General features: G+C 64.0%; 10 protein-coding genes. 2 read left to right on the top strand and 8 right to left on the bottom strand.

Going from position 1 to position 13,448, the window contains the following annotated elements:
- The 8 genes from AC0Z35_RS07485 to kdgD form a co-directional block, all read right to left on the bottom strand.
- On the bottom strand, positions 1-332 hold a 332-nt coding region (locus tag AC0Z35_RS07485; RefSeq protein WP_485131669.1), incomplete at its 3' end, for a toxin VasX.
- Positions 333-623: 291 nt separating this feature from the next.
- A complete protein-coding gene (locus AC0Z35_RS07490) occupies positions 624-1,364 on the bottom strand; it encodes an amino acid ABC transporter ATP-binding protein (protein ID WP_319308440.1) in 741 nt (246 codons plus the stop codon).
- A 41-nt stretch (positions 1,365-1,405) separates the two neighbouring features.
- Positions 1,406-2,509, bottom strand: coding sequence for an amino acid ABC transporter permease (locus AC0Z35_RS07495; RefSeq protein WP_046807051.1), 1,104 nt, complete (start codon positions 2,507-2,509; stop codon positions 1,406-1,408).
- A 1-nt stretch (position 2,510) separates the two neighbouring features.
- Entirely contained in the window at positions 2,511-3,674 is a 1,164-nt protein-coding gene (locus tag AC0Z35_RS07500) for an amino acid ABC transporter permease (RefSeq protein ID WP_485132122.1), read from the bottom strand.
- Positions 3,675-3,704: 30 nt separating this feature from the next.
- Positions 3,705-4,913, bottom strand: a complete 1,209-nt coding sequence (locus tag AC0Z35_RS07505; protein ID WP_046807053.1) for an aminotransferase class I/II-fold pyridoxal phosphate-dependent enzyme — start codon at positions 4,911-4,913, stop codon at positions 3,705-3,707.
- Between the two features lie 164 nt (positions 4,914-5,077).
- Complete coding sequence (locus AC0Z35_RS07510) at positions 5,078-6,094, bottom strand: amino acid ABC transporter substrate-binding protein (protein WP_046807054.1); 1,017 nt, start codon at positions 6,092-6,094, stop codon at positions 5,078-5,080.
- Positions 6,095-6,552: 458 nt separating this feature from the next.
- On the bottom strand, positions 6,553-7,281 hold the full coding sequence (locus AC0Z35_RS07515; RefSeq protein WP_046807055.1) for a FadR/GntR family transcriptional regulator: 729 nt from the start codon (positions 7,279-7,281) through the stop codon (positions 6,553-6,555).
- 313 nt (positions 7,282-7,594) lie between these two features.
- Positions 7,595-8,509 (bottom strand): 5-dehydro-4-deoxyglucarate dehydratase, encoded by a 915-nt coding sequence (kdgD, locus tag AC0Z35_RS07520; protein WP_046807056.1) that lies wholly within the window; start codon positions 8,507-8,509, stop codon positions 7,595-7,597.
- A 275-nt stretch (positions 8,510-8,784) separates the two neighbouring features.
- Here kdgD and AC0Z35_RS07525 point away from each other — a divergent pair, with 275 nt between their 5' ends.
- The gene (locus AC0Z35_RS07525; RefSeq protein ID WP_485131670.1) at positions 8,785-9,771 is read left to right on the top strand and encodes a Bug family tripartite tricarboxylate transporter substrate binding protein; all 987 of its coding nucleotides are present in this window, start codon (positions 8,785-8,787) and stop codon (positions 9,769-9,771) included.
- 226 nt (positions 9,772-9,997) lie between these two features.
- Positions 9,998-13,426 (top strand): response regulator, encoded by a 3,429-nt coding sequence (locus AC0Z35_RS07530; protein WP_104145787.1) that lies wholly within the window; start codon positions 9,998-10,000, stop codon positions 13,424-13,426.
- Positions 13,427-13,448 lie beyond the last annotated feature (22 nt).

The following is a 13,448-nucleotide window of genomic DNA, read 5'->3' on the forward strand; positions in this document are numbered from 1 at the left end:
GTGTCATAGGTGCGATAGGCACTTTCGCAGAACCAGTCCTTCATGTAGCGCTTCGTGAACAGGTACAGATAGCCTCTGCGCATCGTGCGTACGGCGTAGCGCGCGTGCTTGCCCTGTAGCGGCGGAAAATTGGCGGCAAGGTGGGGCGGTAGCGCAGGCGCCAAGGTATCCAGGCCCGGGCCGGCGTCGGTCACAACGGCATAGCGCAGGGGCAAGATGGCGACTTCGCTCTTGCACGCGACCACGGCGCTGGGGGCCGCGTCGCAGCGCGTTTGATCAGCGATGCGGAGAATTTCCGGCACCAGGGATTCCAGACTGGGTTCGGTCGTCATGGTCGAAGCGGAAACACCCGCTACAGGAAGGCGTAAAACCCACCATGTTCCCTTGCTTGCAGGCGTGTATCTATAGGAGGGTTACGAAATCGTGGCCAATCAGTGCTACGCGGCCCCTTCGCGATTTTTCCAGCCTCCCCATCGCCCGATTCGCCCGATTCGCCCTTGCAACCTACTTGCACCGTTCGCGGCGAGGCCACGTACTCGCCCTAAAAAAATGCCGCCCTTCATCAAGGACGGCATTTCATGTCAGACGCGCACCGACGCCAGTCACGCTGATGAAGAGGCGCCTCAGTGCAATATCTGGCTCAGGAACAGCTGTGTCCGCTCGTTCCGCGGGCTATCGAAGAACGCATCCGGGTTGTTCTGCTCGATGATTTCGCCGCGGTCCATGAAGATCACGCGGTTGGCGACCTTGCGCGCAAAGCCCATTTCGTGCGTCACGCAGATCATCGTCATGCCGCTTTCCTGGGCCAGCGTCACCATCACGTCCAGCACTTCCTTGACCATTTCGGGGTCCAGCGCCGAGGTGGGCTCGTCGAACAGCATGACCTTCGGGTTCATGCACAAGGACCGCGCAATCGCCACGCGCTGCTGCTGGCCGCCCGACAACTGGCCTGGAAACTTCTTGGCCTGATCCGGGATGCGCACGCGTTCCAGGTACTTCATCGCCGTGGCCTCGGCCTGCGCGCGCGGCTGTTTCAGCACCCACATGGGTCCCAGCGTCAGGTTCTCCAGCACCGTCAGGTGCGGGAACAGGTTGAAGTGCTGGAACACCATGCCCACTTCGCGGCGGATGGTCTCGATGTGCTTGAGGTCGTTGGTCAGCTCGGTGCCGTCAACAATGATCTGCCCTTGCTGGTGTTCTTCCAGCCGGTTGATGCAGCGGATCATGGTGGACTTGCCCGAGCCCGACGGGCCGCACACCACGATGCGTTCACCGGGCGCGACGTCCAGGTTGATGTTGCGCAGCACGTGGAACTGGCCGTACCACTTGTTCACGCCCTGCAATCGAATAATGGAATCCGACATGCTTGGTCTCCGTAAAGTTTACCGGGGGCTACGCGGCGCAATCAGCGCGCGTGCCCGGTGGCCAGGCGCTTTTCCAGCGCTTGACTGTATTTGGACATGGAATAGCAAAAGGCGAAGTAGATCAGCGAGATAAAGAGATAAGCCTCTACCCCGAAACCTCGCCACGCCGCGTCGGACAGGGCCGCCTTGGCCGCCAGCGTCAAATCGAAAATGCCGATGATGACAACCAGCGACGTGTCCTTGAACAGGCTGATGAAAATACCGACGAGCGGCGGAATCACGATCTTCAGCGCTTGCGGCAGGATGATCTTGCGCATCTGCTGCCAGTAATTCAGGCCCAGCGAATCGGCGCCTTCATACTGCCCCTTCGGAATGGCCTGCAAGCCGCCGCGCACCGTTTCCGCGATGTAGGCGGCGGCGAACATGATGATGGCGATCTGCGCGCGCAGCAGCTTGTCGATGGTGAAGCCTTCGGGCAAGAACAAGGGCAGCATCACCGACGACATGAACAGCAGGCTGATCAGCGGCACGCCGCGTATCAGTTCGATGTACACGACGCACAGCGCCTTGATGGCGGGCATTTTCGAACGCCGGCCCAGGGCCAGCATCACGCCGATAGGAAAGGCGAACGCAATGCCGAACGTGGCCAGGATCAGCGTCAACGGCAGGCCGCCCCAGCGCGAGTTCTCGACATAGGTCAGGCCGAACACGCCGCCCCACATTAACAGCGCCACGGCCGTCAGGCCGGCCGTCCAGATCAGCGCCAGCTTGCCGTTCCAGAAGCGGCGCATGCCGCTGCACGCGATCACGCCAACCAGGATCAGCGTCGCGATCAGCGGCCGCCATTGCTCGTCGAACGGATAGGTGCCGAACAGAATCAGCCGATGCTTTTCAACGATGAACGCCCAGCAGGCGCCGCCGACGGACGCGCGGCATTCCATGGCATTGGTGGCGGTGAAATTGGCCTTCAGGAAAGCCCATTCCACCAGCGCCGGCAGCGACATCAACAAAAACCAGGCCAGCAGTACCGTGATCAGGATATTCAGCGGCGACGAAAACAGGCGTGACCGTACCCAGGCCCACGCGCCCACCTGGGTGCTGGGCGGGGGCAGGGCGTCGGTGAAGGAATGCGTAGTGCTGCTCATATCAACGCTCCACCAGCGCGATGCGCTTGTTGTACCAATTCATGAATATCGAGATCGACAGGCTGACCGTCAGGTAGGCGCCCATGATGATGAGGATGCCTTCGATGGCCTGGCCGGTCTGGTTCAGCGTGGTGTTCACGACCGACACGATGTCCGGATAGCCGATGGCAACCGCCAGCGAACTGTTCTTGAGCAGGTTCAGGTATTGGCTGGTCATCGGCGGGATGATCACGCGCAAGGCCTGCGGCAGCACCACCAGCCGCAGCACTTTCGCGCGTGGCAGGCCCAACGAACCGGCCGCTTCCCACTGGCCGTTGTTGACTGCCTGGATGCCCGAGCGCACCACTTCGGCGATGAACGCCGAGGTGTAGACGGTAAGACCCAGGAACAGGGCGACGAACTCCGGCGACAGGGTCAGCCCGCCGACGAAGTTGAAGCCCTTTAACGCTGGCATGTCCAACGTCAGCGATGCACCGCCCGCCAGCCAGCCCACGATGGGCAAGCCGATCAGCAAGCCGATGGCGGCGCGGCCCAACGGAAACGCGCGCCCGGTGGCTTCCTGGCGCTTGGTGCCCCAGTGGCCCAGGAACAGAATCGCCACGATGGCAAGCGCCAGGCCGCCCAGCACCCAGTCCAGCGACGCGCCTTCCAGCCCGGGCACTTTCAGGCCCCGGTTGGAAATGAACACGCCGGGCAAGGGGTTGTGCGCCTGGCGCGGGCCGGGCATGTTTTCGGTGATCAGCGCATACCAGAAGAACAGTTGCAGCAAGAGCGGCACGTTGCGCATCACCTCGACGTACACCGAGGTGATTTTCTTGACGAGCCAGTTCTTCGACAGGCGGCCGACGCCGATGAAAACGCCCAGTATCGTCGCGGCGACCAGCGCCAGCACGCCCACGCGCAGCGTGTTCAGCACGCCCACGAAGATCGCGCGGCCATAGGTGTCCGCCGGGCCGTAGGCGATGACGGATTCGCCAATCGCAAAGCCTGCCTCGCGGTCCAGGAAGCCGAACCCCATGGCGATGTTGCGCATCGACAGGTTGTGCAGCGTGTTGTGCACCAGGAACCAGACACCGGCCCCGACCAGCGTCAGGGCCAGCACCTGGTAGACCAGCGCGCGCGTGGCCGGGTCGTTCCAGGAAACCCGGTGCGCGGGCCGCGGCACCGGGGATAGCGCGGTGTGCTTGGCCACGACTTAGTCCGCCATCAAGACTTTGACGGCCGCTTCCAGGCGGTCCATGCCTTGTTCGATGACTTCGGTGGACGTCGCGAACGAGAACCGCACGTAGGGCGACAAGCCGTACGAGCCGCCGTCGATCACGGCAACGCCGGCTTCGCGCAGGAAGAACAGGCTGACGTCCAGGTCCGTCTTCAGTTCGCCGGCCGGGCCGGTGCGGCCGATCAGGCCTTGCACGTTGGCGTACACGTAGAAGGCGCCGTCGGGCATCGCGCACGAGATGCCGGGAATGGCGTTCAGGCGGCGCACGATCAGGTCGCGGCGCGCCTTGAAGATGTCGACCATCTGCGTCACGCTGGACTGGTCGCCTTCCAGAGCGGCCTGCGCCGCCACTTGCGAGATCGCGCTGGGGCACGAGGTGCTTTGCGACATGACCGTGCTCATGGCCTTGATCAGCTCGGCCGGGCCCGCGCCGTAGCCCACGCGCCAGCCCGTCATGGCGTAGGACTTGGACATGCCGTTGACGATCAGCGTGCGGCCGATCAGTTGCGGCTCGACCTGCACGGGCGAGGCATGCGCCTGGCCGCTATAGCAGAAGGGCGCGTAGATTTCGTCGCTAAGAATCCAGACGTGCGGATGGCGCACCAGCACGTCGGTCAACGCGCGCAGTTCGGCGGCGCTGTAGACGGCGCCGCTGGGGTTGCTGGGCGAATTCAGGATCAACCAGCGCGTGCGCGGCGTGATGGCGGCTTCCAGCGTGGCGGCGTCCAGCTTGAACCCTTGCGATTCCGGGCCGGTCACAACCACGGGCTTGCCTTCGTTCAGCAGCACCATGTCGGGGTAAGACACCCAGTACGGCGCGCACACGATCACTTCGTCGCCCGGTTCCAGGCTGGCCGTCAACGCGGCCCCGATGATCTGCTTGGCGCCCGCGCCCACGGTGATCTGGTCCATGCCGTAGGACACGCCCAGGCCTAGTTGCAGGCTGTTGGCGATGGCGCGGCGCAGGCCCACGGTGCCGTTCGGGCTGGTGTAGCGGATGTCGCCGCTGGCGATGGCGTCCTGGCCGGCGCGCGCGATGTGGGCGGGCGTCGGCATGTCGGGCTCGCCCAACGTGAAGTCGGCGATCTCGCGGCCCTGGCGGCGCAGTTCGTCGACGACGATCTTGGCGGCCATGCTGGGCGAGGGTTTGATCTGTTTCAGGCGGGCATTGACGATGCTGTTCATGATTACAACGTAAAAAGGGCAAACCAGGCCGTGCGATGGCCGGGCTTGCGGGTAAAGAGAAAAGCGGCTTTGCACCAGGGCGAAGTCGCGCAAGGGCGGGATGCCGCGACGGCGGGTATTGCCAGAGTGCGGTTGCGCCGTCGCTAAGGCAGAGCAGGTGGGGCTTAACGCACCGGCCAGCCGTACATCAGGCCGCCTTGCGTCCACTGCTTGTTCAGGCCGCGTTCCAGCTTCAGCGGGCTGTCCTTGCCCATGGCGCGGTCATAGCTTTCGCCGTAGTTGCCCACCTGCTTGATGATGTTGTAGGCCCACTTGTCGTCCAGCCCCAGGTTCTTGCCCATGCCCGGCGTCACGCCCAGGATGCGCTGCACGTTCGGGTTGGTGCTCTTGAGCATGTCGTCCACGTTCTTGGACGTGATGCCGTATTCCTCGGCTTCCAGCATCGCGTTCAGCGACCAGCGCACCACGTTGAACCATTGCTCGTCGCCCTGACGAACCATCGGGCCCAAGGGTTCCTTGGACAGATTTTCGGGCAGGATTTCCCAGTCTTCCGGCTTGGCCAGGCGCGTGCGCATGTTGGCGGCGGTGTTGGACTTGTCGTTGGTATAGGCATCGCAACGGCCCGATTCCAGGAGGCGGAAGTTCTCGTCGTAGTTCTCGACCAGCACGGGCTTGAACGTCAGGCCGCGGCTACGGAAGTAGTCGGCCAGGTTCAGCTCGGTGGTGGTGCCGGGCTGCACGCAGATCGTCGCGCCGTCCAGTTCCTTCACGGTTTTCACGTTCATCGACTTCTTGACGATCAGGCCCTGTGCGTCATAGAAGTTCACGCCCACGCCGATCAGGCCCAGCGTGGTGTCGCGGGTCAGCGTCTGCGTGGTGTTGCGCGACAGCATGTCGATCTCGCCGGACTGCAAGGCGGTGAACTTGGCTTGCGCGGTCAACACATTGCCCTTGACCTTGGAAGCGTCGCCGAACATGGCGGCCGCGACGGCGCGGCACATGTCCACGTCCAGCCCCGTCCATTCGCCCTTGCTGTCCAACACCGAGAAGCCGGGAATGCCGGCAAAGCCGCACTGCAAGAAACCCTTTTTCTTGACGGCATCGAACGTCACGCCGGCTTGCGCGCCAGAGGCGGCGCACAGCAAAGTCGCCGCAACGGCGGTGGTCAGAAACTTACGCATGAAGAATGCTCCTGGGGAGGGGTCGAAAACGCTTGGAATAAGCGAAAGGGAAAGCGGGGTCCGTCGCGCAGGCGCAGCCGATCGCCGGCCGGGGCCGGGCGGGTAGGGCACGCGAAGGCGCGAAGGAAAGGGAAGCGGGCCCGGAAGGGGCGCGGTTGACCGGCTCAGGCGCTCAGGTCAGGGGGTATGCCGATGGATACGCGTCGTGTAGCGCTGGAACGTCGTGCGTAGAGATAGGATCGGACTCATCGGCGGTACTTGTACAACGAGGGTCATAACGAAAGTCATGCTTGGACGGCGCTTGGTCGGGCTTGGGCCGGCAAAACCGGCATGCGCTCAATCCGTCAAGTCATGAGACGTATGATGGCAGCTGTCATACAAGCCAGCAAGTAAGGGGATTCCCGTAATTTCCGTGCCGGGCAGTGACAACGCCGGCACGGTTTCCCCTGGCGGGCGTTCTATTGCGCGGGCGCCTGCGACAGCAACTTGCGGTATCGGGCGATGCTGTCGCCCAGGTGGCGGGCCATGGCGGCGCGCGCGGCGCCCGGGTCGCGGCGCATGATGGCGGTCAGGATGGCTTCGTGTTCGCGCACGTTGCGGGTTTCGTAGGTTTCGAGCTCTTCGGGGGTCTTGCCGCCGTGCTTGATGTTCAAGTCCAGCATGACGTCGCGCACCGCCGCGCGCAGCAGCGCGGGAAAGTGCGGGTTGTTGGACGCCTTGGCAATGGACAGGTGGAACTCGTAGTCGGCCTTGACGGCGGCTTCCATGTCGCGCGTGGCGCGGTTGAACGCGTCGAACGCTTCCACGATGCCGCTCAGGTCCGAGGCGCTGCGGCGCTCGGCCGCCAGGCCACAGGCTTCGACCTCAAGCCCGGCGCGCAACTCCATGATGTGCAGCGCCCAGCGCGGGTCGGTAGCGGGTTCGATGACAAAGTCGATGGGCTTTTCGCGGTCTTCGGTGACGAATACGCCGATGCCGGGCTTGCTGACCAACCGGCCGCTCAGGCGCATCGACGCAACCGCTTCGCGGATGACCGTGCGGCTGACGTTGAATTCATCGCACAGCGCATGTTCCGACGGCAGCTTGTCGCCGGCGCGATAGGTGCGGGCGTCCAGGCGCTTGTTCAGTTCCTGGATGACCACGTCTGTCAGGCGCGAACGCTGGCGGGGCCGGGCGGGAGTTTCCATCGTCTCTCTTATAGGGTGGGGCAGTTACAGCGGGCGTTAGGCCCGCGTCCGGAGCCGCAAGTGTACGCTTTCCGGGCATCGCGGCCGCTTGTACGAAGGGGCGATCGAGGCCGCGATGAAGGCCAGGACAAGGCGCGGACCAGGGGCTTTCACGCCGACACGGCAACGGTAAGGTCGTTCAGAACATCAACCTGTATGACAACATACAGGCTGAGTATTCGGCAATGGCTCGTTGCGCGGGATGCGTAAGCAAAAAAAACGCCCTCAAACCAGAGGGCGTTCTTTCTCAGCCGAGCGGCGGGTACGTGGCCGCTTACTGCGGGCCAAGCTTCTTGATCAGGGCGTTAAGCATTTCCAGCTCTTCGCCGGTCAGGTCGGTCAGCGGCGCGCGCACCGGGCCGGCATCGTGGCCGACCAGCTTGGCGCCGGCCTTGACGATGCTGACGGCGTAGCCGGCCTTGCGGTTGCGGATTTCCAGGTACGGCAGGAAGAAATCATCCAGCAAGCGGTTGGTGGTGTCGGAATCGCCGGCGGCAATGGCGCGGTAGAAGTCCATGGCGGTCTTGGGCACGAAGTTGAAGACGGCCGACGAATACACCGGCACGCCCAGCGCGCGGTAGGCGGCGGCATAGACTTCAGCCGTGGGCAGGCCGCCCAGGTACGAAAAGCGGTCGCCCATCTTGCGGCGGATGCGCACCATGGCTTCGATGTCGCCAATGCCGTCCTTGAAACCGACCAGGTTCGGGCAGCGTTCGGCCAGGCGTTCCAGGCTGTCGGCCGACAGGCGGGACTGGGCGCGGTTGTAGACGATGACGCCGATCTTGATGGACTTGCAGACTTCTTCCACGTGCGCGGCGATGCCGTCTTGCGAGGCTTCGGTCAGGTAGTGCGGCAGCAGCAGGATGCCCTTGGCGCCCTGGCGCTCGGCTTCTTGTGCGTAGGCGATGGCGGTGCGGGTGGGGCCGCCTGCACCGGCCAGGATCGGCACCTTGCCGGCGCAGGTCTGCACGGCGGTGCGGATGACGTCGGAATATTCCTGGGGCGCCAGGGAGAAGAACTCGCCAGTGCCGCCCGCAGCGAACAGCGCGGTGGCGCCATACGGGGCCAGCCATTCCAGGCGCGCGGCGTAGGTCTTGGCGTTGAAATCGCCGTTCTGGTCAAAGTCCGTCACGGGGAAGGACAGCAAACCTTCCGATACGATTTCTTTGAGTTCCTGGGGAGTCGTCATGCCTGTCATCCAATAAAAAAGGAGGGGGTAGAACCATGGGACGGCCTGGAAAAATCCTTGGGCCTGGAGTAGATGTATGTCATCGTACAACATACAACCCGTTCGATGCAATGGCAGCGAAAATCCCATGTCGTCCCTATGAGACACCGCCTATAGAGGCACCCCGAATTCGGAATTACCCTAGATTGAAACGCAGTCCGCCAACGAAGTATTCTCCTTTTTCCATAAGTCATACGACAACGTACAAGACTAGAAGAACCCCCTAGGAGACAAGCTTGAAGGCATTCCCCCTGCTGCGCCGCACGTTCGCCGCTTTGGCCCTGACCACCCTGGCCGCCGCCTCGGCCCATGCCGCCGACGACTGGCCGCGCGCCAAGCCCATCACCTTGGTGGTGCCATTTGCAGCGGGTGGCACCTCGGACATTCTTGGGCGCCTCATCGCACAGGAACTCGGCGCCAGCCTGAGCCAGACCGTGCTGGTGGAAAACAAGGGCGGCGCGGGCGGAGTGCTGGGCGCCGACGCCGTCGCGCGCGCCAAGCCGGACGGCTACACGCTGCTGCTGGGCACCATCGCCACGCACGCCATCAACCCGTCGCTGTTGCCTGGCATCAACTACAACGCCGCCCGCGATTTTGCGCCGGTGATCTTGCTGGGCAGCATTTCGAACGTGCTGCTCGTCGGCGCGAACCAGCCGTACAAAACCGTGCAGGACGTGGTGGCGGCCGGCAAGGCCAACCCCGACACCATCGCTTTCGGCTCGGCCGGGCAAGGCACGTCGCAGCATCTTTCCGGCGAGGTGTTCAAGCAATTGACCGGGGCGCATCTGACGCATGTGCCGTATCGGGGCAGCGCGCCGGCCATCCAGGATTTGATCGGCGGCCAGATTCCCAGTTCGTTCGAAACCGCGCTGGTTGCCTTGCCTTACGTTCAAAGTGGCAAGGTGCGCGCGCTGGCGGTCACGTCCGCCAAGCGCACCGACGTCATGCCCGACGTGCCGACCATGCAGGAGGCCGGTGTCGCGGGCTTTGACGTCAGTAGCTGGCAGGCCATCTACGCGCCTGCGAACACGCCGCCCGCCGTTGTCGACCGATTGAACCAGACCATTGCGGCCATCATCGCCAAGCCCGACGTCAACGCCAAGATGAAGGCGCTGGGCCTGGCCTACACGCCGAATACGCCCGCGCAATTCACGGCGTTCCAGACCGGTGAGCAGGCCAAATGGGCCAAGATCATCGCGGACGGCAAGCTGCGGGTTCAGTAAGGCAATCCAGCGGCAAAGCGGTGGCGCGGGGCGTAGTCGCGGCCCGCGTTTCGCCGCGCGGGCAGGGTGGATGGTTTCAGCTCTGTTCCACATGTTGAGACGCGTTCAAAACAGGTATAGTCCAGCGCTTAAGGCCGTTAGCCACGACCGCGCCTCGTTCATGTTCCGGGGCCGCCGCGTCGTCGGGCAGCGGCACTCGCCCCTACCTTGAACCGCCACCGATACCATGCCGAAATCGTCGTCGCAGCCTGCCAACCGTTCTGCCTTTCCTCGGACTTTGTTGGTCGGATTCCTGACGGCCGCGCTAGCCACTTTGGTGATCGCCTTCGTCAATGTGCGGTCTACCGACAGCCGCACCGAAGCCGTCAAGGCAATGGACCGCAGCACGGAAACGTTGCGCCAGCTCAGCCTGTTCAATTCGGCCGTCAAGGATGCCGAGATCGGCCAGCGCGGGTACCTGCTTACGGGCGAACTGCCTTACCTGCAACCGTATTTGCGCGCGCTGCCGCTGATTGAACAGCGGCTGGCCATCATCAAGGCCGCCACGTCCGACGACCCTTCGCAGCGCCGCATCGTCAACGACATCGAAGGCATCACCCGCCAGAAGCTCGAAGAGCTGCGCGAAACCATCGACATGCAAAAGGCCGGCAACGCGGAAGGCGCCATAGCCATGGTGCGTACCGACGCGGGCAAGGACGCGATGGATCGCCTGCGCGAGCTGGTCAGCGACCTTTATGCGCGGCAGATGGAAGAGCTGGCCGCTGGGCGCGACGCCTGGGCGTCGGCGGCCATCACGTCGGCCTATTACTCGTGGGGCGGCTCGATCCTGTTGCTGGCGCTGATTGCGCTGTCGGCCGGCATGACCGTGCGTGAATACCAGGCCAAGGCGCGGCAGTCGTGGGTTACCACCGGTTTGTCGGGTCTCAGCATGCGTTTGCAGGGCGACTTGCGCCTGGATGAAATCGGCAAGCGTTCGCTGGATTATCTGGCCGAGTACCTGGGCGCCGAGGTGGGCGCGGGCTACGTGGTGGATCGCGCCACCGGCGAACTTGAACTGTTCGGCGGGTTCGCCTTGCCCCCCGAGCGACTGGCACGCAAAATCTTGCCGGCTGAAGGGCTGACCGGCCAGGCCGTCACGTCGCGCCGCCTGCTGCATGTGCGCGACGTGCCGGCGAGCCATCTGGAATTGGCGTCCGCCGTGGGCCGTTCCAACCCGGCCGAACTGGTGCTGGCGCCGGCCATGATGAACGGCCGCGTCTACGCCGTAATCGAACTGGGCTTTAACCATCCGGTGGGTGAAGTGGAACGCGGCCTGCTGGAAGGCGCCTCGGAAATGCTGGCCTCGGCCATCCGCTCCGGCCAGGACCGTACCCGCCTGGAAGCGCTGCTGGAAGAAACCCAGCGTCAGGCCGAAGAGTTGCAAACCCAGCAGGAAGAACTGCGCGTCAGCAACGAAGAGCTTGAGCAGCAAAGCCGCATCCTGCAGGAATCGCAGGCGCGCATGGAATTGCAGCAGACCGAGCTTGAGCAGACCAATACCAACCTGGAAGCGCAAGCCGAACAACTGCTGCGGGTGCAGGGCGCGCTGACCGAGAAGGCCCGCCAACTGACGCAGGCCAGCCAGTTCAAGAGCGAGTTCCTGGCCAACATGAGCCACGAGCTGCGCACGCCGCTTAATTCCACGCTGATCCTGGCCAAGCTGCTGTCGGACAACAAGCCCGGCAACCTCAGCACCGAACAGGTCAAGTACGCGCAAACCATCTACGCCGCCGGCAGCGACCTGCTGACGCTGATCAACGACATCCTGGACCTGGCCAAGATCGAGGCCGGGCAGGCCACGATGGAAGTCGAGCAGGTGACCATCGCCTCGACCCTGCAACGCCTGCTGGAACCCCTGCGGCCGATGGCGCTGGAAAAGGGCCTGGCGCTGGAATTGGATATCGACTCCGCCGTCCCGCCGGCTATGCACACCGACCCCAAGCGCCTGGGCCAGGTGCTGAAGAACCTGTTGTCGAACGCGCTGAAATTCACCGAGCGCGGCACGGTGGCGCTGCGCGTTTCGCGCGCGGGCCGCGACCGCCTGCTTTTTGCGGTGCACGACACCGGCATCGGCGTGCCGGCCGAGCAGCAAGAGCTGATCTTCGAAGCGTTCCGGCAGGCAGACGGCAGCACGCATCGCAAGTACGGCGGCACGGGGCTGGGGCTGTCGATCTCGCGCGATCTGGCCGAACTGCTGGGCGGCAAGCTGACCGTGGCCAGCACACCGGGGCAGGGCAGCGTTTTCACGCTGGAAGTGCCGGTGCGCCTGGAAAACGCGCCGCCGCCCGCGCAAACGCGTAGCAGCGTGGCGCCGTTTCCCCGCATCGCCAAGCCGGTGTATGCCGCGGTCGAAACGCGGCAGTCGCCGGCGGCCGCCAAGGTGCCCGATACCCCCGCGCCCGCCGGCGACAGTGACAGCGCCCAGCCGGAACGCAGCATTCTCGTCATCGAGGACGACGAGCGCTTTGCCGGCATTCTTGCCGACCTGGCCCGCGAAATGGGCTTTGGCTGCCTGACGGCGCACACCGCCACCGACGGCCTGGAGCTTGCGACGCAAAAGCGCCCCAACGCCATCGTGCTGGACGTGAACTTGCCTGATTTTTCCGGGCTAGGCGTCCTGGATCAACTGAAACGCAACCCGCAAACGCGCCACATCCCCGTGCACGTGGTGTCGGTAGCGGACTACGCGCAGGAAGCCATGGGCCGGGGCGCCGTCGGCTACGCCCTCAAGCCCGTCAAGCGCGAAGAGCTGGTGGAAGCCTTGCGGCGCCTGGAAGCCAAGTTCACCCAACACGTGCGACGCGTGCTGGTGGTGGAAGACGACGACCGCCAACGCGAAAGCGTGCGCCAGCTGCTGGCGCGTAACGATGTCGAAATCGTGCCCGCCGCCACTGCTGCCGCGGCGCTGGAACTGCTGCGCGGCACCACGTTCGATTGCGTGGTGATGGACTTGAACCTGCCCGACATCAGCGGCTATGAATTGCTAGAGCAGATGGCCGAGCAGGAAAGCGTGTCGTTTCCGCCGGTCATCGTGTACACGGGCCGCGCGCTGTCGCGCGATGAAGAGCAGCACCTGCGCCGTTTCTCGAAGTCCATCATCATCAAGGACGCGCGTTCGCCCGAACGCCTGCTGGACGAAGTGACGCTGTTCCTGCACCAGGTTGAAGCCGAACTGCCGCCCGAGCATCGCCAGATGCTGGAGCTGGCCCGCAGCCGCGATTCCACGCTGGAAGGCCGTACGGTGCTGGTGGTGGAAGACGACGTGCGCAACGTGTTCGCGCTGTCCAGCATTCTTGAACCCACCGGCCTGCGCGTGGAAATTGCGCGCAACGGCCGCGAGGCGCTGGATGCGCTGGAGCGCGCCGGTTCGGACGGCATGGCCGCGATCGACCTGGTTCTGATGGACATCATGATGCCGGAGATGGATGGCTACACGGCGATGCGTCACATCCGCAACCGGCCGGAATGGCGGCGCCTGCCGATCATTGCGCTGACCGCCAAGGCCATGAAGGACGACCAGGAGAAATGCCTGGCGGCCGGCGCCAACGACTACATCGCCAAGCCCCTTGATGTTGAACGCTTGCTGTCCCTGGTGCGCGTCTGGATGCGCAGCTAACGCCGCGTCCGCGCTTTTTTAC

The sequence above is a fragment of the Achromobacter sp. 1L-A-4-B-C2 genome, from assembly GCF_057291955.1.

Excerpts from the sequence above, each read along its gene's own strand:
- AC0Z35_RS07490 (WP_319308440.1), bottom strand. The coding sequence starts at position 1,364 with ATGTCGGATTCCATTATTCGATTGCAGGGCGTGAACAAGTGGTACGGC.
- AC0Z35_RS07495 (WP_046807051.1), bottom strand. The coding sequence starts at position 2,509 with ATGAGCAGCACTACGCATTCCTTCACCGACGCCCTGCCCCCGCCCAGC.
- AC0Z35_RS07505 (WP_046807053.1), bottom strand. The coding sequence starts at position 4,913 with ATGAACAGCATCGTCAATGCCCGCCTGAAACAGATCAAACCCTCGCCC.
- AC0Z35_RS07510 (WP_046807054.1), bottom strand. The coding sequence starts at position 6,094 with ATGCGTAAGTTTCTGACCACCGCCGTTGCGGCGACTTTGCTGTGCGCC.
- AC0Z35_RS07515 (WP_046807055.1), bottom strand. The coding sequence starts at position 7,281 with ATGGAAACTCCCGCCCGGCCCCGCCAGCGTTCGCGCCTGACAGACGTG.
- kdgD (WP_046807056.1), bottom strand. The coding sequence starts at position 8,509 with ATGACGACTCCCCAGGAACTCAAAGAAATCGTATCGGAAGGTTTGCTG.
- AC0Z35_RS07530 (WP_104145787.1), top strand. The coding sequence starts at position 9,998 with ATGCCGAAATCGTCGTCGCAGCCTGCCAACCGTTCTGCCTTTCCTCGG.